Origin of the sequence: Halobacteriovorax sp. GFR8 (genome assembly GCF_050955245.1) — a bacterium.
Taxonomy (GTDB): Bacteria; Bdellovibrionota; Bacteriovoracia; order Bacteriovoracales; family Bacteriovoracaceae; genus Halobacteriovorax_A.
In genome coordinates, this window is record NZ_JBPBLR010000002.1 from 2,854,753 (window position 1) to 2,875,680 (window position 20,928).

Genomic DNA, 20,928 nt, shown 5'->3' on the forward strand with positions numbered 1-20,928 from the left:
AACTAAGACTATTACATTCTTTATTTTTGCGTTATAATAAGGCTTTTAGACATAAAAGTAATATATGACACAAGAACCTGGACTCGATCTAGCAAAAAAATATTTTTCAACTCTGGCAATCTCTAAGGCCAGAAAAGTTCTCAGCCTTGGGAAGGTCTCACTTTCTTTTAAGAAAGGAAGTCTTGATGGTTACCTCATCACAACAGGAATCATTAAAGAAGATCGCCCTTATGAGTCTAAGGTCGTCTATAAGAAGAGGCTTGAGGGAACTGATGAATCACCACTATCAACATCATGTGATTGTCTAGAATGGACAAAAGAAAAGCACTGCCACCATACAGCTGCTCTCTTTATGTACTATATTGCAACAAATAATGACCAGTCTGATACGAGTACTCACCTCCCTCCTATCGGTGGATACGGTGTTTATCCACTTGAGTATGGGACAATTATTAGTGGTCCACACGAGTTAGAAAATGCGCCACATGGGCCGACTTACTCAACACTAAATTACTCACTAACTAATAAGAAAACGATTGAGTTTCCAATTCCTGAGAATCTATCAGGAAAGTTAGTCTTTAATATCGCTCCAAATAAAGAACAACGAGTTGATTTTCAAGATGACTTAAAATCGAGTATTCGCTTTGCCTTACTTGATGAAGAAGGTAAAACTCACCGTGATATTAGTATCTTTGAAAGTTTATATCTTTTTAACTGGGATACTGGTGAACTCTTTTCACTTCCAAGTGAATTAAAGGAGTTCTTCTCGACACTAAGATCGAATTTATCAACATATAAGATCGATGATGCCTTAAATCTTGCCTACTCTGAAAGGCTTGAGAAGTACATCGCATTTGAAGTTGAGGGTAAGCAATTTGATATCACAAATATCGAGTCACCAGATTTAAGAATCTATATTAATAACTCTCAAAGAAAAGGTTATAACAACTTTTCAGTAGAGTTCTTCAATAAAGAAGAAAAGAGAACAAGGCCTCCACAATTTATGGCCTCTCTCACATTTGAAGGTGGCTATCTCGATTTATTTCGTAAAAAGATTGAAGCATACCACTTTCTAAGAGAAGTTCAGCACTACTTTGAAACAGGTGTTGATAGCTATAAGAAGTCTCTTTCAGGAAAGTCTAAGAAGTCTGCTTGGATTCGTCTGATCTCAGAAGTTGTTAGCAAAGACTACACTCTAAGCTTTGATCACGAGAATCACAAGCTATACAAATACGATAATAAGCTTCAACGTCTTCTTTTTAAAGTAATGGTAACGGAATTTGGAGACCACTTCTTCCGCTACTCTTACCTATATCGAGATACAAACGAAGTGATTTTCCAAGTTTCAATGTCACAAATCACACAAGGCCTATCGAAGCTATTTACTGTAACAAAGCCTTACGGTGTTGAAATTTTCTATAACAATAATGAAATTAAGAATTGGAACTCTCGTATTCGCTTTGAAAGAAAGCAAATTGGACGCTCTGGTTGGTTTGACCTTGAGCTAGAAATTAACGACGTCGACCAAGAAGTTCTTAAAAATGTCGACCTCGACAACAATATTGCTATTACTAAAGATGGTGTCATCTTACTAAATAATGAACAAAAGGATCTTTTGAAGTTTGTTCAAAAATACACAAAGTTTGAAGCCAAAGAAGAAATACAGGACGGAAAATTTAAAAAATTCATCCTACCTTTTTCTCGTGCCAGAATCTTTGAATTATTTGAGCTTAAAAAGATTGGTCTTGAAGGGGCCTTAACGGATGAAGAAATCGCTCTTTGCGAAAGACTTCAAAATCTTGAAGGTATTCCCGACTACCCTATTTCAGAGCATCTCGGTTCAACTCTAAGAGCATACCAAAAGACTGGTTACAACTGGCTGAAATTCCTTCATGAGAATAAGCTTGGTGCTTGTCTGGCCGATGATATGGGTCTTGGTAAGACTATTCAAACCATCGCCTTTATTGAAAGTATCTACGATAAAATAGATCGAGTTCTAATTGTTTGCCCTGTTTCCCTACTTCTCAACTGGGAAAATGAATTTAAGAAATTCTCAGATATTGACGTCCATATATTCCACGGCGCCGATAGGGAGCTTCCAGAAGATAGTAAAGCAAAAGTAATCCTAACTTCATATGGAATTCTTAAAAGAGAACTTGAAGCGCAATTTGAAGAAACTAATTATGATGTTCTTGTTCTAGATGAAGTTCAGCATCTTAAGAATATGCGCTCACTTGGAGCCTCTTCAGCAAGAAAAATCAATGCAGACTTTAGAATCTGTTTAACTGGTACACCTGTTGAAAATGATCTTGCTGAATTCTTTAATATTATTGATCTTAGTATTCCTGGTATCTGGGGAGACTTGAGATTTTTAAGATCGAGCTCGACACCTAAATCAAGAGTCTATGCAAGAAAAACGGCCGCACCGTTTATCCTTAGACGTACAAAAAACCAAGTTCTTACTGATCTACCTCCTAAGATTGAAAATAATGTCCTTCTTAGTTTTGATGATAGTGAAGACGAATTTTACAAAAATAAATTACAATCAATTAAAGATAATATTCAAAATGCTCCTAAGAATAAGAAGTATGGTGAAATCCTTAAAGGACTTCTTGAACTTCGCCAGAGCTGTCTATGGCAAAACCATAGCAATAAAACAACAAAAGACATTCGAAGTCTTTCATCAACGAAAGTTGATTATCTTATTGAAAGTTTAGAGCAAATTGTTGAAGAAGGTCACCAAGTTATCGTCTTCTCTCAATTTACGACATACCTCGATATTATTGGAACAGCTTTTGACAGTCAGTGCTGGAAGTACTCTCGAATTGATGGTTCTCTAAATGTTAAGAAGCGCCAAGCAGCAGTTGATGAGTTCCAAAGCGGGAAAACAAAACTCTTCTTAATCTCTCTTAAGGCCGGGGGAGTTGGTCTTAACTTAACAGCCGCTAGTTACGTCTTTATTATGGACCCTTGGTGGAACCCTGCTGTTGAATCACAAGCAATCGATAGAGCTTATCGTATCGGGCAGAAAAATACTCTAAACGTATTTAGACCTATTATTAAGGGCTCAGTTGAAGAGAAAGTTTTAAAACTCCAAGAAATCAAACGTGAACTTTTCAAAGAACTTCTTCCTGAAGATGATGAAGAGCTATTCAGTGGAAAGCTTACAATGAAAGATTTTGAAGATTTATTTAACTAAGACTTGGACTTCTTCAGACGATTAACTTCTTCATGAACAGCTACTTTTAATTCATCTCGACAGAAAATAAATGGCCCTGTTAACTTCTTGCTAGAAAGATCCTTTATCTCATCTGAACGAATCCCCCTCGAGTGACAAATAACAACACCAGCAGCGATATCCCAGATATTCTTATCACGAAAAGAGACAACACATTCAGCTGCACCAGCAGCAAGTAGTCCTAACTTAAAGGCAATGGAGCCAAGTGGAGTAATTCTAAAGTTGTGCTTAAAATCCAATTTATTAGCGCCCTTCTCCCACTCTGAACGCGAGATCATAATATTGACGGCCTCAGCATGAGCATGGCGACTTCCGAGTGGGTACTTTACATCACTACTGATCTCAAACCCGGTAAATGGATTATAGATCCAGCCAAAATTGCGATCGTCATTAATATCTGCTGAAAACAAAATGGCCAGGGAGACTGCACACTCACCATAGCCCTTTGCAAACTCACGAGTTCCATCAATAGGATCTAGTACAATAACAGGAAACTCAAAACTCTCTTGGTCTTCTTCCGAAAAGAAGTTGAAATCAAAATTAGACTCATGAAAGACCTTTTTAACCTGGTCTGAAACAAAGATATCAAACTCTGTCACAATACTCTTATCGGCCTTTCTTTCAATCGACATATCACCCCACACCATAGTGTCGAGTTTAGTATGAATACTGTTTTTTATTTCTTCTAATTCATTATGATACATTACTGGTCCTAGCGAATATGCCTAGCGGATATGAAAGACAAATTCGTGTTTAAAAGTCTTTTCTTGCTCTAAATCAATTAGGCCTTCTTTCGTGTAGAAGTCATTATTAGAATCTAGCGCATCTGTCACACCAAAAGCCGGTGCAATCCTTACGAAATTAGCACCAGGATAAGTCCATATTGAGAGATAAGGAATATTTCCTAAGTCTATATTAACTGACTTCTCGTTTAAAATATTCTTAAGAGCGACGCTCTTTGACTTAATATCCTTAAACACCATCTCTCCACCTCTAAAATTATCCTGAGTGAAGAAAACACGACAGTCTTGGACAACTTTCTTATTGTCAGCATCATGAAAATTAACAAGATCATTTTCTAAAAAATATGCTCCACGTTCCTCTTGAGTAGAGAACTCAATAAAGCAATCCTCATGACCTTCTGGGCCAAGAGGAACATTGAAAGTCGGAGCAAAACCTAGAGAAAAGAACATTTCTTTCTTATCTAAATTTTTTATAACAAATGAGACTGTAAGCTTTGGCCCATAAACCATATAGGTCACTTCGATACTATAGCGAAATGGAAAAATAAGCTCTGTGTCTTGATTATTCGTATGAACAAAAGTGATTCTGTCCCTGCGTTGATTCTTTACTTCAAATTGGAAGTCTTTTAAAAAGCCATCCTTTTGCATGTGATAATATTTACGTCCTAACCAGTACTGGTCATCCTTGAGCTTTCCTACAATTGGAAAGATAAGCTGAGGCTTCCAGGGATTTAGTGTTGGATGTCCTTGCCACAAATATTCAACATATGATTCAAGATCAAATATTGATAACAGTCCAGCTCCCTGCTTCGTAACAGAAACTCTAATGAACTCACTTTCTAAATGGTAAATCTGATCCTTATTCATCAAATTATCCTCTACTACATAATGATAACAGTTTTTGGCCCAACGTGAAACTTATAAGCACTTGAATATAGGCAATATATTTCATTGTGGAATAGATCCCTCATTTCAATTGTGAAAAAAGTCCAAATATATAAACCAGTAGGCTAAAAATCCTACAAGTTTGAAACATAACTCATGTTTAGAAACTTACAAAAATCCTTCCTTTAAAATTATCTAAATAATCCATCTACCCGATTCATTCGAATTAACCTAAGGCCCCAGAAAAAGGGGCCCTCGCCTTTTCTTATTGCTCATAAATGATTAAAATAAGGTAACAAATTTATACATAGGGAAATACACGAATGAAAGTTATCGAGCATATCGACAAGGCAACAAATCCGCTTTTTAGTTTTGAAATTGTACCACCACCAAGAGGCAAAAATATTTCGGCCGTAACAGATATCGTTAAGCAGCTTTTGCCATTTAACCCTGCATGGATTGATGTAACAGCACACTCAGCAGGTGCTTATTACAATGAAAAGAATGATGGTTCGGTAGAAAGAAAAATTTATAAAAAACGCCCAGGTACAGTTGGTATTTGTGGGGTCATTCAAAATCGCTTTAAGATTGATACGGTAACTCACCTTCTTACTCAAGGATTTACAAAAGAAGAAACTGAGGATGCTCTTATTGAGTTAAACTACCTTGGAATTCACAACGTGCTCGCGCTTCGCGGAGACGCCCTTAATTACAATAAAAAGTACGACCTTTCTCGCCAAAGAAATTTCTATGCAAAAGACCTTGTCGAACAAATCGATAACGTAAAAAAAGGAATCTACCTTGATGAGATTTCTAATAGCTTACCTCTAGATTTTTCAGTAGGTGTAGCAGGCTATCCAGAAAAACACTTTGAAGCACCAAACCTTGCAACTGATATTAAGTATCTTAAAGAGAAAGTTGATGCTGGTGCCGATTATATCGTCACTCAAATGTTCTTTGATAATTCGAAATATTTTGAGTTCGTTGATAAATGTCGAGAGGCCGGCATTACATGCCCAATTGTTCCGGGAATTAAAGTAATTAAAAGTATGGGACAACTTTCCAATGTTCCAAGACATTTCTACGTCGACTTCCCTGACGAATTTGTTAATGAGGCAACAGAGAACCCAGATCATATCAAAGAAATTGGTATTAAGTGGGCAAGAAAACAAACAGAAGAATTATTAAGTGCCAATGTTCCTTCTGTTCACTTCTATGTCATGAATGACAGTGCTAATGTTACTGATGTTCTAAAAGGTTTATTTTAATGAGTGATATTCGTAAACAGCTAGAGTCGATATTAAAGAATAGAATTCTGTTTCTAGATGGGGCCATGGGAACAATGGTTCAACAATACCACCTAACCGAAGAAGACTTTCGAGGTGAGCGATTTCAAGAAACAAAAATCGACTTAAAAGGAAATAATGATTTATTAAACCTCACAAAACCAGAAGTTATTAAAGAAATTCATACTAAGTACCTAGCTGCAGGTTCAGATATTATTGAAACAAATACATTTTCTGCTACTCGCATTGCTCAAGATGATTATCACTTAAGCGAAATTGCTTATGAGCTAAATGTAGAGGCAGCTAAAATCGCAAAAGCAGCCTGTCTTGATTTCATGAAAGAACATCCAGAAAGGAATTGCTACGTTGCAGGAGCTTTGGGGCCAACAAATAAAACAGCTTCGATTTCTCCAGATGTAAACAATCCTGCTTATAGAGGTATTACATTTGATGAACTAGTAGATAACTACTATGAGCAAACAAAAGGGCTTATTGAGGGGGGCGCTGACCTTCTTTTAGCAGAAACTTCATTTGATACACTAAATTTAAAAGCGGCCATCTTTGCAATGAGAAAGTATCTTGATGACAATAATCTCGATACTCCGATAATGCTCTCAGTAACAATTACTGATGCCTCTGGAAGAACTCTTTCAGGGCAGACCGTTGAAGCCTTCTGGAACTCGGTTGAGCACGCAAGGCCTTTTAGTGTCGGAATCAATTGTGCTCTTGGGGCCAAAGAGATGCGTCCATATATTGAAGAGTTATCAAGAGTTTCCGATTGTCTAATCTCTTGTTACCCAAATGCAGGCTTACCTAATCCACTTAGTGATACAGGTTATGATGAAAAGCCAAATGAAACAGCATCACTTTTAGAAGAGTTTGCTAAGTCAGGGCTCGTCAATATTGTTGGAGGCTGCTGTGGAACGACACCAGATCATATCAATGCAATTTATAATCACTTAAAAGATATCAAACCACGTGAGAAACACGATTTACCTAAGAACCAACGACTATCAGGTTTAGAGCCTCTTAATCTCGATTATACGGGTGAGCGTCCATTTATCATGGTAGGAGAACGTACTAATGTAACAGGATCTCCAAGATTTGCACGTCTAATTCGTGAAGAAAATTTTGAAGCAGCTTTGGATATCGCCCGTCAACAAGTTGAAAACGGTGCCAATATTATCGATGTCAACTTTGATGAAGGTCTCCTTGACTCTAAAGCTTGTATGGTGAAGTTTCTAAACCTAATTGCTTCTGAGCCTGATATTTGTAAAGTCCCTATTATGATTGACTCATCTAAATGGGATGTCATCGAAGAAGGTCTTAAGTGTATACAGGGTAAGGGAATTGTTAATTCAATTTCGCTCAAGGAAGGCGAAGAAGTTTTTAAAGAGCATGCAAGAAAGATCCTTCAATATGGAGCGGCCGTTGTAGTTATGGCCTTTGATGAGAAAGGACAAGCTGCCTCTAAAGAAGAAAAAGTTTCAATTTGCCAGCGCGCCTTTAAAATCCTCACAGAAGAAGTTGGTTTCCCCGCAACCGATATTATTTTTGATCCAAACGTCCTAACAGTTGGTACTGGAATTGAAGAACATAATGATTACGCAATCAACTTCATTGATGCTGTAAAAGAAATCAAAGAGACTTGCCCAGGAGCTCTAACAAGTGGTGGGATTTCAAATATATCTTTTTCATTTCGCGGAAATAATATTGTTCGCGAAGCAATGCATAGCTCTTTCCTCTACCACGCCATCAAAGCTGGTTTAGACATGGGAATTGTAAATGCAGGTATGCTCGAAGTTTATGAAAATGTTGAACCAGAGCTTATGAAAAAAATCGAAGACGTTCTCTTTAATCGTTCAGAGAGTGCAACTGATGACTTAATCGAGTATGCAGAAAAATTTAAAGGCGTTAAATCAAAAGCCAAGGAAGATGATTTATCTTGGCGTGAAGGGAGCCTTGGAGAGCGTATCACTCACGCACTTGTAAAGGGTATCGGAAAATTCATCGAGGAAGATGTCGAACAAGCAAGACAAGAGTTAGGTATTCCTTTAAATGTCATTGAAGGTCCATTAATGGACGGTATGAAAGTTGTTGGTGACCTCTTTGGTGCCGGAAAGATGTTTCTGCCTCAAGTTGTTAAGAGTGCCCGTGTTATGAAGCAGGCAGTAGCTTACCTTGAGCCATATATGGAAAAAGGTGCTGATGGTAAAAGTAAAAAGAATACATTTGTTATTGCTACGGTAAAAGGCGACGTTCACGATATTGGAAAGAATATCGTAGGTGTTGTTCTGGCCTGTAATGGATACAACGTTGTTGATTTAGGTGTCATGGTAAGTTGTGAAGATATTATAAAAGCTGCAAAAGAACATGAGGCTAAGTTCATCGGTCTAAGTGGACTAATTACTCCTTCTCTTGATGAGATGATTCACAATGTAGCAGAATTCAATCGTCAAGGCCTTGAGGTACCTGTACTGATTGGTGGAGCAACAACATCCAAAACTCACACTGCTGTTAAAATTGCTCCGGAATGTACAAGTCCTGTTGTTCACGTTGGCGATGCCTCTCAAACGGTAGGAATATGTAATAGTCTTTTAAGTGAAAAGCTAAAGGACGACTTCTTAAAGGATTTGAAAGAATCACAAAAAAGAACAAAAGAATATTTTGAAAATAAGAAAGATAGTGGGCAAGCAACAGTTTCATTAGAAGCGGCCCGTGATCACTTACGAATCGATCCTGTAAAAACATTTGTCGAGTTTACTCCCCCATTCATTGGAGCCAAGAAATTTGATGATATTAGTGTTGCTGAAATTGCAAAGTATATCGATTGGTCACCTTTCTTTTGGACTTGGGAGCTAAAGGGACTTTATCCACATATCTTGTCACATAAAGATTATGGAGAAGAAGCAAAGAAGCTTTACGATGAAGCACAAAATATTCTTGATGACATCATTGAAAATAATCGTTTCGCACCAAAAGCAGTCTTAGGTTTTTGGCCAGCTTATTCAAAAGATGAAACAGTTACTTTACTTGATAAAAATAAGAATGAATTTGGTACTTTTAATTTTCTGAGACAACAAAAAGAAAAAACACAAAAGGATCGCCCTTACCTCTCTCTTGCTGATTATATTCTGCCACAGGGAGAAAAACAGGACTATATTGGTTCATTCGTTGTCACAATGGGTGATGAAGTTGAGAAATATGCTAAGAGTTTTGAAGACAAGGGTGACGACTACACATCTATTATGGTCAAGGCCGTTGGTGATCGTCTAGCAGAAGCCTATGCAGAATTAATTCATGAAAGAGCACGTCAATTGTGTGGAGTTGAAGAAGAACGTAAGTTCTCACTTGATGAGCTCATTAAAGAAAAATATACTGGGATTCGTCCAGCTGCAGGATACCCGGCATGCCCTGATCACACGGAAAAAGCAAAATTATGGGATTATATGAATGTCAAAGAAAATACAGGTGCATATCTAACAGAGAACTTCGCTATGTATCCAGCAAGTTCAGTTTCAGGCTACATATTCTTTAATCCTTGTGCTAAGTACTTTAATATTTTAAATATTGCCCAAGACCAAATTGAGCTTTACTCAAGGGCCAAAGGTCAGGACATTGAAACAACAAAGAAATGGCTAAGGCCAATACTATAGGATAGTTAAATGCACGTATGTATTCCATACCATAAAGTATTACCAGTAAAAACTTATGGCGGTGTTGAAAGACTTGTCTTTTGGCACATGAAAGAATTAATTAAATTTGGTCACCAGGTTACCTTTATTGGCCCGGGGCAAAGTCAAGTAGCAGAATATGGCATTAACCATATTGCATGTGAAAATATTGAAGAGTGGCAAAAATTCGTTCCAGATAATATCGATGTCATTCATGGATTTGATAATATAAAAGTTGATCTTGATATTCCTTACGTTATTAATATTGGAGGAAATGGCTTCCCAGGTGAAAAATTTGATTTAAATACAGTATTTGTTTCAAAATCACATGCTCGCCATCACGGTTCAACAAGCTACGTAAACAACTGCCTTGATATGAATGAATATCCGGCCGTTTATAAAGAAAGTAAGATTACTGAAATCAAAAGCCTACTCTTTCTTGCAAAGGCTTCTTGGCGAGTTAAGAACCTACAACAATCTGTAAAGATTGCAAGACAAACCAATAAGCACCTTCACATTTGTGGTGGTGGTTCTAAATTCTTTGGTTGGCACCCTTTAATCCACAACCACGGAATGGTTGGTGGCCAAGAGAAATTAGATTATATGCGCCAGTGTGATGCCCTACTATTTGCTGTTCGCTGGCATGAGCCATTCGGTTTAGCAATTATTGAGGCGATGACTCAAGGACTTCCAGTTTTTGGCTCAAGCTTTGGATCACTACCTGACTTAATCGCCCCTGGCACAGGTCGTACATTTTACTCTCACGAAGAGATCATTGAATACTTTAATACAACAAAGGATGTCTATGATCGTGACTTTATTCGAGACTATGCAATCAAAAACTTTTCTATGGAAAGATTCACTTCTGACTTTATTGAAAAGTATGAAATTGTAATGTCTGGAAAAAAACTTAATGATGTAGAGCCTGAGTGGATTCACCCATTTAGGGCAGGAAAAAGGCTACCCTTCTAAGGTAGCCTTTGGTATTTTCTAAGATTTCACACTTAATTCATATAATTTTTTATACTCACCACCACGAGTCATTAACTCTTCATGGCGACCTTGTTCAATCATTCTTCCATCTTTTAAAACAATAATTTTGTCATAGTTTTGAATAGTCGAAAGCCTATGTGCTACTGCTACAACTGTTTTATTTTTCGCAAGCTCATTAAGTGACTCCTGTACAACCTTTTCTGATTCATTATCAAGAGCAGAAGTTGCTTCATCGAATAAGAAGACATCATTATTTTGAAGATATGCACGAGCTATTGTCAGACGTTGTGCTTGACCACCAGATAGTCTTAAGCCACGATCACCAATAACTGTCTCAAGTCCACTTGGAAGTTCATTAATATAATCTGTCGCATGAGCAACTTTCAACGCTTCTTGGATTTGCGCTTCACTTACTTCCTTACCAAGAGTTAAGTTTTCTCTCACGGTAGTATTAAATAGAAAGATATCTTGTGAAACAAGACCAAAATAGTGACGTAGAGACTTTAAAGTGAACTCACTTGAGTCTGTACCGTCAATCTTGTAGCTCCCTTTTTTAACTGGGTATAGACCAAGAAGAACATTAATTAGAGTTGATTTTCCTGAACCAGAAAGTCCAACTAGAGCAACCTTCTCGCCCTTATTAATATCGAAACTTAAGTCGTTAATTACCTGATGATCACCATAAGAGAAATCTAAATTCTTAAATGAAATCTTATCACTTAACTCGGAGTGCTCTTTTGTTCCAGAGTCTTCTTCATTATCTACCTTTAAGAATTTAAAGATACGTAATTCTGCAGCTTGGGCCTGACTAATCTTAAGATTCGCTTCATTCGTTTTTCTGATCGGATCTTGGATCATGGCCATAATAGCAATAAAAGTAATGAACTCCCCTGTCGTCATTGCGTTCCCAGTAATCTTCACCTGAGCAAAGACAATGACAGAAGAAAGAATTAGCGTTGTCATAAACTCAACAAGAGGATGTGAAAACTGTCTCATCACTTCTGCTTTCATTTGAAAACTAAAGAAGTCATTTTGATAAGACTTAAAAAAGTTTCTTGTATAATCCTGAAGGTTAAAGGCCTTAATAATTTTTTGTCCACCAACACCTTCGCCAATAACATGAGTCATATCTGAAAGTCTTGACTGTACATCTGCTTGGTGCGCCTTAACTCTTTTTCCAAAGAATCCAAAAATTAAAAGCATAATTGGAAGAAGTGCAAATGTCACAAGAGTAAGCTGCCAATCTAAGTAGAATGCATAACCAAGTAGAACAATTAAAGTGATTGGCTCTCTGATCAAAGTGAGAAGACCACTAATACCTTGAGAGTAAATCATCGTATCATTTAGGATCGTTGAAATAACGTCACCCTGTTTTGTCGTCGTATAGAATGAAATTGGGATATCTTGAATCTTTGAATAGATCTTTGTTCTAATTTCACAAACTGCATCATTCATCGCAAATTGCATCCAGTAAAAGTGAAAGAAACGTACAGGTAAATTAATAAGAGCAAGTAGACAAGCAAGGCCCACGATTCCTAGGATTTCTTCGAGCGTCGACTCTGGAGAAAGCCCCTTTGTAAAAAGTGGATTGATTAGCGCCATCTGACCACCTTTAATAAGTGCCATACCAATACCGAAAATCATACTTCCGATAACTCTGGCACGATGGCGATGGATCAATGGCCATATATTTTTAATAGTTTCAATCATGAAAAACCCTTGCTAAATTAGATATAATTAACTTTGCTAGTTTAGAACAAAATAACTAGTTTGCACACCATGTTAGGTATTATGATTGAAAAGTATTTTAGAAGACTCAGAGCACAATACCCAGTGGCCTTCCTCTCAGATGCAAGGCTAAGTCTACTATTGGAGAATATTCACTCAGAAGAAGAATTGAAAATAATCTTTAGTTACCTACAAAAGCATCTAAAGTCTTCACCTAGTCAGAAAGAAAATGGTGAACTCTTATTTAGTCTTATCGATAAAACTCAATACTCTGTTCGTTCTTGGGTTGAGGCCATACTCACATTTGATTCATGGCTGAAAGAAAATGAAAGAGAGACAGATTTTAAAACAATGATTGGCTATATCGAATGCTCTACACTGTCTCCCGAAAATAAGATTTTAAAATATCAATTGAAAGAACTTGTCGCCAAAATGCTTAACGAGTTCGGCTATGTTGGCTAGTTCTTTAAAAAGACAGTCTTTCCTTCCTTGATAGTCTGCATAACTTGTATCTCTTTAATTTCATCCCCTTTAAGATCCATTGGATTCTTATCAAGAATTACGTAGTCAGCTAGATGACCAACTTTAATCTTACCTTTACGATTCTCTTCAAAAACTTGATAAGCAGGGCCAGTCGTTAACCCCTGAAGAGCCGTGTACATATCGACTCTTTGATCCTCTCCCAAAACTACTCCATTTCTTGTTTTCCTTGAAACAGCTGTCCAAAGCACAAAGAAGGGATCGAGTGGAGTCACATTAAAGTCAGTATGATTTGAATAGATTAATCCTTTATCTGTTGCTGTCTTCACAGGGCTTATAAACTTGGCTTTCTCCATTCCAATATTTTTAATATGGACATCACCCCAAAAAAAAGTGTGATTAGTAAAATATGAAGGATACAATCCTAAATCTACGTATTTATCCAAATGATCAGGTCTTTGAAATTGAGAGTGAATGACAACAAAACGGCGATCATCAGATGCTTTCACACCTGAAGTCTTCGTCGCCTCAATAACTTCATCAATTGCGGCATCTCCATTTGCATGAGTAAAGACTTGAAGTCCATTATCAGCAAACATTTTAAATAATTTTATGAATTCATCATGTTCTAATGTTCCTTCTCCATGCCAGTGAAGTTGTCCCCCCGGGCCACCTGTTAAATATTCATTCGTAATAAATGCAGTTTTTCCTTGCGGAGAACCATCCTGTAGAATCTTTACTCCTTGAAATTTTAAATGATTATCATAATTACCAAATTTAAATAGGCCCTTCTTAAACCACTTTTCGTAGTCATTAAATGCAGGAAGCGAAACAACATCTAGATAGAAGCGTTTTTGCTTTGCTGCTTTTTGAAAGAATTTAATATCATGAAATAATGTCGCTCCATCTTGAATATGTGTATATCCTTCAGAGGCATACATTTGTTGTGCCTTATCGAGATTCTTTAGTCTCTTCTCTTCAGACATTGGAGGAAGTTTTTCGAGAACGAGATAAAAATAAGCTGTTTCCATTAATAATCCTGCTGGCTCAGTAGTGCCATTAACTCTAGCAATAACCCCTCCACTAGGAGTTTGTGTATTCTTATCAATTTCTGCCCACTTAAGTGCTTTAGAGTTTAATACGATACCGTGACCGGATACATGTATTAGCATTACTTTATGATCAGGAAGTGCCTTATCAAGGTCAAATTTTGTAATATGGCGACTCTCTTCTAGCCCCTCATTATCATATCCCCAGCCTACAACCCATTCACCTTTTGGAATATCATTAACCTCCTGGAATTTTTTTAATATTTTTTGGATATCACTAATGTTCTTAACTCCACCGACAGGAGGAATTGCGACATTTACTTGCTCGGCCATTTGAATAGCAGCTGCAAAATGTCCATGAGGGTCGAGAAAGCTAGGCAGCATAGTCTTTCCCTTTAAATCGACTTTCTTCGCTTTCGAATATTTTTGGAATGCATTTGTGAGAGAGCCAGTGAAAACTGTTTTTCCATTTACTTCAACTACAGATTCTATATAGCTAGGTTTATCACCATCCATCGTTAATATACTTCCACCAAAGTAGATCGTTGCTTGATGATCTGACTGACAACTAACAAATAATAGAAATGGAACAATAAAATAAAGGATTTTCACTAGAGACCTCGCAACCTGAAACAATAAATATTTACAATAGATTATTTCAAGTTACGAAACCGGTCAAACAGGGTATTTATAAAATTAACTTAAGTACTTATCTTGCTAAACTTAATGAACTATTTATTAAATCACTATAATTTCCATGTCCCCACATTAAAACTTTCTGTTTCTTTACAATATTATGAGAACTCTTTTTGTGACTCCTCTGAAGCTCTTCAACAAAACTATTTAGCTGATCAAGCATTGAGTTAAGAATTAACTCTTCAGTTTTGTTAACATATACCTTTTGTAGTTTTAAGGTGCGATCATTTTTTTGATTAAAGTAGTTGGTGACCATCGAGTTTGATACTTCGTTAACTTCTTTTTTTATATTTTCAGGTGTGTTCGCAATTAATAGACTCTTTGCATTCTTATTAATTGAATATGAACTACTTTGTCTCTCTAAGATACCTTTCTTATTTAAGCGAATACAAAGACTTCCAACTAAAGACAAATCCATTCCTGTTTCATCAGAAATTTGAAAAATTGTCTTCTGAGATTTTCCACAAGCTTCTAGAATTGCTCTTTCAACCATTAATAAACGTGACATAACTTCTCCCTATAATCCGGCTAACTTTCTGATAAAAAACTTCTCTTCTAAATTACTAACGATCTCATTGCAATCGTTACGACTTAAGCTAAATGAATGCTTTTCTAAGAATTTAATTAATAAGCTCAATTCTGAAGAGTTGATTTCTAATTTTTCTTTAATTTTAAAATACTCACTTGTTCTCATTTCGGCACCATTCATCAACCTAAACAAACGTGTTGTTTGCATCTCAAAAATCTCTGCTAATTGCTTATACGTATGCTTTGGGAAACGTTTTCTAACTTCTTTAACTAATTGTTCTTGTTGAAACATAAGACCTCCTTAACAGGCATGTTTTTAATAAATAAGTGATTTTTTAACCACTTATGTCGATCCTGGAGTTTTCTATTTTTCTATTGATGAAAAATATGTTTTCATTAATGGAATATGTTTAATTTCACTGTAATTTCTTCAAATATTCGCTTTAATAACCCGGCCGATGGAGTTCATTCATGGGATGGAAGACGTGTCATTCTTGCCAATGCACTAAATAACTATCGTCCTGCTGTTATCGGAACACAGGAAGGTTGGGAGCCTCAACTAAGAGACTTTCAAGAACTTCTAGATGGACTAGAGATCATTGATACGAATCGAGAATGGATTGAAGATCGAATGTATCCTTCTCTATATTATCGCCCAGAAATATTTGAATTGATTAACTCTGGAGATATTTGGCTTTCTGAAACACCATATATTGCAGCATCAAAATCGTTTGGAAGCGCCTTTCCAAGACTATGTACATGGGCCATTTTGAAGGCAAAAGAAAATGGTAAACACTACTTCTTTGTTAATGCACATTTAGATCATCTTGAATCAAGCACTCGCCAAGAACAAATTAAAGTACTTATTAATGAAATTGAAAAAGTTAGAGCTGATTATCCACTAATTTTAACAGGTGACTTTAACGAATCTCCATTTGAAAGTGTTAGAAAAGAATTAAATGAAAGTAACTTAAACCTTACTGACCCATGGATTGATCTTGGACACGAAGAATGCGAGAGTCACCATAGCTTTAAAGGCTTTCGCGAAGACGGCTCTCGTATTGACTGGATTCTTCACTCAAAAGATTTATTAAAGTGTGAGCAGATACATCTCCACAAGGAAAGTGCTAACGGGATTTACCCATCAGATCACTTTCCAGTTTGTGCTACTTTATCTGCTAAATGAATATAAGTTTCAATTCCATTTTTAGTATTATTCAAAATATCTGAAGTAGGTGCCCACTTACCTTTTTCACCAATAACGATAACTGTTGACCCACCAAACAAGAAGTAACCTTTCTCATCACCTCTTGAAAATGTTGTTAAATCACTTGATTGAACAATACGGCCAACCATTGTTGCCCCAACCTCAACGTATGCAATTTTACCAAACTCTTTCGTTTCCATTACTGTCACTTCGCGAATATTCGTACTAAAAATATCATTTTTCTTACGAAGAGCAAGTGGATTGACTGAGTGATACCCACCACCAATCTTGTAATAATCAATAACTTCTCCATCAAGAGGATAGTGAAATCTGTGATAATCAACAGGGCATAATCTTGCGAGTAAAAGTGGCCCGTCTTCAAAAACTCTTTCCCACTTTGAATTTTGTAGTAATTCAGTTGAATTTAAGAATTTACCTTTAACAGGAATCTTTACTTGGTTAGTAATAGACTCGTAACCAAAGTATCTAGCCTCAGCAAAAGCCGACATGGAATCAGCTTCATCAAGAAATGGCCTCTTTCCTTCTTTAAACCTACGAATAAAGAATTCATTGAAACTTCCATATGGATCATCTTTAGAGCGCCCTTCAGTTGGTAAAAACTCATCCATATTGATCTGGTAATCTTTAACAAATTTTGGAACCTTATTCTTAGTAAAGTTCATATTTTGAATTTCGCCATACATACAAGAGACGATTGATGAAGTAATTGCACCAGAGATCAGCTTTCCAAGCGGATTTCCATACAAGAAATTGATTGCGGCATCCCCGTAAACTTTCTCCACTTCCATTTGATTTGTATAACGATTAAAATAATTAATATCCACGGGTGACCTCAGAATTCTTACAGAAATTTGACATTTCTGTGTTACAAAATTTTTATACTATGATTATATATGTATAATGAGATGAGCGTCAAAAAGAGATAATGAGGAATATTATGAAAAGCAGTTTAAGGCCATTCTTTTTAATTCTTATTCTATTAACATCCTTTAATTCAAAGGCTTTGTTTGATGAAAATAAGGCCGTCTTAGAAAGTGAACGAAATACTATTTCAGTATTTGATCGTTCAGTGAACTCAGTCGTAAATATTTCAACACTTGGTCGCATGAGGACTCGAAGAGGATTCTTCTTTTCAATGACAAATAAGCAAGTTGTCAAAGGAGAAGGATCTGGTTGGGTTTGGGATGACAAGGGCCATATCATTACAAATTATCACGTCGTTGAAGGTGGAGATAACTTTTTAATAAGATTCAACAATAATAAGAAAGAGTACAAGGCGAAATTAGTTGGAACAGAGCCAGCAAAGGATATTGCCGTTCTAAAATTAATTGAAGTTCCAAGAGATATCAAACCTCTTAACCGAGGGGATTCAGACAAAGTTAGAGTTGGTCAAAAGGCCATTGCCATTGGTTCACCATTTGGACTTGATGCAACGGTTACAACAGGAATCATTTCTGCAAAGAATCGTGGGATCCAAGGAATTGGAGGCGTTGAAATTCGTGGAATGCTGCAAACAGATTCCTCAATCAATCCAGGGAACTCTGGAGGGCCTCTCTTTGATTCATCTGGAAATGTCATCGGCGTCAATACAATGATTTTTTCAAACTCTGGATCATCAGCAGGTGTCGGTTTCGCTATCCCTATCAATATTGTCAGTAAAGTAGTTCCACAAATTATTAAGTATGGAATGGTAAAAAGACCAGGTCTTGGAATCGCTATTGCAGAAAAAAGAGAGCTTTCATATTTTTATGGCATTGACGTAGAAAAAGGACTACCTATTCAAAGTGTTCGCCCAGGCGGTCCATCTGAAAAAGCTGGCCTTAAAGGTCTAGTTCAAGATCCACGTACGAGAAGTATTATTCTTGGTGATGTCATTCTAAAGATCGATGGAAAAGAGATTAATGACTTTGATGATATTTTCAACACTCTATATGAGTACAAAGTTGGAGATAAGGTCGAAGTTCTCTACCGCAGAGGTTCAGCTCTTAAAAAGGCCATCGTCAAACTAGAAGAAATTAAAAGAAATTAAGCTTACTGCTTTTTAAATAGTTGGAGTGCCAACACTGGTGCTCCAACACATGCAGTAATCGCACCAATCGGTATAATACTATTTTCTAAAACAATTCTCGAAATAAAATCACAAAGCACTAAGAAACCACCACCTAGGATAAAGGTTGGCATTAAGCTTCTCTCATAATTAGCACTAACAAGTCTTCTTGTAATATGTGGAATAATCAAACCCACAAAGCCAATTGGTCCACATTGCCACACAACTGCTGCAATAAGAATATTTGAAACAAGAATTAATGTAGCATTAATCTTACGAGTTGGTACTCCTCTCGTCTGAGCAAAGTCTTCCCCAATAGAAATTAGAGTTAAGCTTCTCTTGTGAATGATAAAAAAGATCAATCCTAAAATGTAAATAGGTGCTGTATAGAATAGGCTCTCAAATCCTACAATAGAAAGGCTTCCCATCATCCAACGAATTAACCTAGCAATACTTTCATTTCCAAGCATACTTTGAACAAAGACAATTGCACTAGATGAAAAGATAGAAAGGCATACTCCAAACAACAGAACTCTTTGAGATGAGAACTTATTAAGATAAAGAAATAATAAAATAAGAAGAAAAATTGATGAAAGAGCAATATAAGCGCCTAAAGAAAAAGAGTTAAACCCTAATTCGGCAATAGCAAGCCCAAGAGCCGCCACACTTGAGAAACCAAGCGTATAAGGAGTTGCAAGAGGATTTCTAAAGATAACCTGAGTTGTACTTCCGATGACAGAAAGTATTCCACCAACGAGAAAGGCCAAATAGACACGAGGAAGCCTCAAGTTTTCTAAAATATAAAGGCCCTGTACATCTAAATCAATTATTCCCTCGCGACCTAAGAATGGAGTTAGGGCCACGGCCAAAGTAACGACTATATATAAGAGGATTGTCTTCTTCACAGAATATACCTCTTATTATCCATGATATGGTAATTAAACTTCTTATGAAATACCTTATCAAACACTTTTTCTTGGAATGCCTCATCGACAGTCGAGTCAAAACTTAGTTTTGATTTTTCAAATGCCACAAGTCGATTACATATATTAATAATAAAATTGAAATCATGAGAGACAACAAAACAACTTTTCTTAAACTCTTGAAGGAAACGACTTAAGCTCTCAACATAAATTGGATCTAAGAAATTTGTTGGTTCATCTAACAACGTTAATTCACAGTCATAGTAGAAAGCACAAATAAGATTTAGCCTTTGCTTCTCTCCTCCGCTAAGAGTCGATACCCTTCTTAGCAAGAGGCTTTCAAAGTTAAAATGTGAAACTAGCTTTTTGAGATAATCTAAGTCTTGTGCCTTGCTACCGCGAGCATAGGTCAAAACTTCCTGAGCATCCATATCACTTTGAATAGAAGAACAATCACCACAATATGCAACATCACCTTCGACAAAGCACTTTCCTTGAAACTCGACAAGGTTTGCAATCGCCTTAAGAAAACTCGACTTACCAGCACCATTTGGTCCAATAACACCACAGTGGCCAGATTCAAACGCGAATTCCTTAACTGATAACCTATTTTGAATTGATAAATTTTCACAATGAATCACTTCAAAATCTCCCTAAAGTCTTTCACAAGTGACAATGTTCTAGGCCCTAGAACAACTGCATAATCTTTTTCGTATAGATAGATTTTATCTTTAAATAAGGAATTCTTCCAATCTTCTTCTGATTTTACTTTTCGATCAGAAATTCGAAGAATCAAGTCAAACTTTGAAGTCAGTAAGCTTTCAAGACTTCTTAGTGGATAACCCGATTCCGTTACAATATTTTCAGCACCTAATTTTGTTAATATCTCATGATAATAATTATCGACACCAATGGCCCTAACTTCGTGCAATTTACCATCTTTGAATTTTTCATCGATGACCATTAAGACCCTTTTGCCTTTTGAAATTGGCCTTAGTAGCGCATCTAGTTTATTAGCGAAGTTTAGAATCTTCTGGTCTTTATTGAGCTTAAACTTTTTATTAAAAATCTTAAGCATTTCAACGGCATCACCTAGTTTCTTGTAGGGAGTGATAATGACTTCAACACCGAGCTTCTCTAAATTCTTTTTGACTCGTCCCCCCTGAACTTCGGCCAAAAGAACAGAAGTGACTTTATCACTTACGACTTTTTCGAGGTTAATTTCAAAGGACGAACCGTAGCGAGGAAGCTTCTTTGCACCTTCTGGATAATTACAATAGTTAGAAACTCCAACAAGTAAGCCTCCAGCATCAAGATAGAACATTGATTCAGTAAAACTTGGTAGTGTTGAAAGAACTCGATAATTTTTTGCGTGAGAATTTAAGAAAAGAATGGCGGAGAATATTAAGATGAATATTCTCACGCCAACC

17 protein-coding genes are annotated in these 20,928 nt (G+C 36.5%); 7 read left to right on the forward strand and 10 right to left on the reverse strand.

Features of this window, described 5'->3' with window-relative positions; all coding sequences use genetic code 11:
• Positions 1-64: 64 nt before the first annotated feature.
• Positions 65-3,199, forward strand: coding sequence for a DEAD/DEAH box helicase (locus ACRXC1_RS14285; protein ID WP_433659773.1), 3,135 nt, complete (start codon positions 65-67; stop codon positions 3,197-3,199).
• Here the strand turns inward: ACRXC1_RS14285 and ACRXC1_RS14290 are convergent.
• Together ACRXC1_RS14290 and ACRXC1_RS14295 are read right to left on the reverse strand one after the other, a co-directional pair.
• Entirely contained in the window at positions 3,196-3,942 is a 747-nt protein-coding gene (locus ACRXC1_RS14290) for an inositol monophosphatase family protein (protein WP_433659775.1), read from the reverse strand. The genes ACRXC1_RS14285 and ACRXC1_RS14290 overlap by 4 nt on opposite strands.
• 21 nt (positions 3,943-3,963) lie before the next feature.
• Entirely contained in the window at positions 3,964-4,848 is an 885-nt protein-coding gene (locus ACRXC1_RS14295; RefSeq protein WP_392910598.1) for a hypothetical protein, read from the reverse strand.
• Between the two features lie 341 nt (positions 4,849-5,189).
• Here ACRXC1_RS14295 and ACRXC1_RS14300 point away from each other — a divergent pair, with 341 nt between their 5' ends.
• The 3 genes from ACRXC1_RS14300 to ACRXC1_RS14310 are packed head-to-tail and all read left to right on the forward strand — an operon-like array spanning position 5,190 to position 10,798.
• On the forward strand, positions 5,190-6,134 hold the full coding sequence (locus ACRXC1_RS14300) for a methylenetetrahydrofolate reductase (RefSeq protein WP_433659777.1): 945 nt from the start codon (positions 5,190-5,192) through the stop codon (positions 6,132-6,134).
• Entirely contained in the window at positions 6,134-9,808 is a 3,675-nt protein-coding gene (metH, locus tag ACRXC1_RS14305) for a methionine synthase (protein ID WP_433659779.1), read from the forward strand. Before ACRXC1_RS14300 ends, metH begins: the two co-directional genes overlap by 1 nt.
• Positions 9,809-9,817: 9 nt before the next feature.
• Positions 9,818-10,798 carry a glycosyltransferase gene (locus ACRXC1_RS14310; RefSeq protein WP_392910604.1) on the forward strand — a complete coding sequence of 327 codons (981 nt, stop codon included), beginning with the start codon at positions 9,818-9,820 and terminating at the stop codon, positions 10,796-10,798.
• Positions 10,799-10,816: 18 nt separating this feature from the next.
• Here the strand turns inward: ACRXC1_RS14310 and ACRXC1_RS14315 are convergent, their stop codons facing one another.
• Positions 10,817-12,529 carry an ABC transporter ATP-binding protein gene (locus tag ACRXC1_RS14315; RefSeq protein WP_433659781.1) on the reverse strand — a complete coding sequence of 571 codons (1,713 nt, stop codon included), beginning with the start codon at positions 12,527-12,529 and terminating at the stop codon, positions 10,817-10,819.
• 69 nt (positions 12,530-12,598) lie between these two features.
• Here ACRXC1_RS14315 and ACRXC1_RS14320 point away from each other — a divergent pair, with 69 nt between their 5' ends.
• A complete protein-coding gene (locus ACRXC1_RS14320) occupies positions 12,599-13,009 on the forward strand; it encodes a hypothetical protein (RefSeq protein WP_433659783.1) in 411 nt (136 codons plus the stop codon).
• On the opposite strand, the gene ACRXC1_RS14325 is transcribed toward ACRXC1_RS14320, so the two are convergent.
• The 3 genes from ACRXC1_RS14325 to ACRXC1_RS14335 form a co-directional block, all read right to left on the reverse strand.
• Positions 13,006-14,688 carry an amidohydrolase gene (locus ACRXC1_RS14325; RefSeq protein ID WP_433659785.1) on the reverse strand — a complete coding sequence of 561 codons (1,683 nt, stop codon included), beginning with the start codon at positions 14,686-14,688 and terminating at the stop codon, positions 13,006-13,008. The genes ACRXC1_RS14320 and ACRXC1_RS14325 overlap by 4 nt on opposite strands.
• Before the next feature lie 97 nt (positions 14,689-14,785).
• Positions 14,786-15,280: a hypothetical protein gene (locus ACRXC1_RS14330; RefSeq protein ID WP_433659787.1), complete on the reverse strand. Its 495-nt coding sequence runs from the start codon at positions 15,278-15,280 to the stop codon at positions 14,786-14,788.
• 9 nt (positions 15,281-15,289) lie between these two features.
• Complete coding sequence (locus ACRXC1_RS14335; protein ID WP_433659789.1) at positions 15,290-15,592, reverse strand: hypothetical protein; 303 nt, start codon at positions 15,590-15,592, stop codon at positions 15,290-15,292.
• Positions 15,593-15,706: 114 nt separating this feature from the next.
• On the opposite strand from ACRXC1_RS14335, the gene ACRXC1_RS14340 reads away from it, so the two are divergent.
• A complete protein-coding gene (locus ACRXC1_RS14340) occupies positions 15,707-16,486 on the forward strand; it encodes an endonuclease/exonuclease/phosphatase family protein (protein WP_433659791.1) in 780 nt (259 codons plus the stop codon).
• Here ACRXC1_RS14340 and ACRXC1_RS14345 read toward each other — a convergent pair.
• Positions 16,450-17,352: a phosphatidylserine decarboxylase gene (locus ACRXC1_RS14345; protein ID WP_433659793.1), complete on the reverse strand. Its 903-nt coding sequence runs from the start codon at positions 17,350-17,352 to the stop codon at positions 16,450-16,452. The genes ACRXC1_RS14340 and ACRXC1_RS14345 overlap by 37 nt on opposite strands.
• Positions 17,353-17,465: 113 nt before the next feature.
• Here ACRXC1_RS14345 and ACRXC1_RS14350 point away from each other — a divergent pair, with 113 nt between their 5' ends.
• Entirely contained in the window at positions 17,466-18,557 is a 1,092-nt protein-coding gene (locus tag ACRXC1_RS14350; protein ID WP_433659795.1) for a S1C family serine protease, read from the forward strand.
• A 2-nt stretch (positions 18,558-18,559) separates the two neighbouring features.
• Here the strand turns inward: ACRXC1_RS14350 and ACRXC1_RS14355 are convergent, their stop codons facing one another.
• From ACRXC1_RS14355 to ACRXC1_RS14365, 3 genes are read right to left on the reverse strand one after another with little or no spacing between them, the layout of a single operon-like run.
• Positions 18,560-19,480, reverse strand: coding sequence for a FecCD family ABC transporter permease (locus ACRXC1_RS14355; RefSeq protein WP_433659797.1), 921 nt, complete (start codon positions 19,478-19,480; stop codon positions 18,560-18,562).
• The gene (locus ACRXC1_RS14360; protein WP_433659799.1) at positions 19,477-20,139 is read right to left on the reverse strand and encodes an ATP-binding cassette domain-containing protein; all 663 of its coding nucleotides are present in this window, start codon (positions 20,137-20,139) and stop codon (positions 19,477-19,479) included. Before ACRXC1_RS14360 ends, ACRXC1_RS14355 begins: the two co-directional genes overlap by 4 nt.
• Positions 20,136-20,921: an ABC transporter substrate-binding protein gene (locus ACRXC1_RS14365; RefSeq protein ID WP_433659801.1), complete on the reverse strand. Its 786-nt coding sequence runs from the start codon at positions 20,919-20,921 to the stop codon at positions 20,136-20,138. The genes ACRXC1_RS14360 and ACRXC1_RS14365 overlap by 4 nt, the downstream gene beginning before the upstream one ends.
• Positions 20,922-20,928 lie beyond the last annotated feature (7 nt).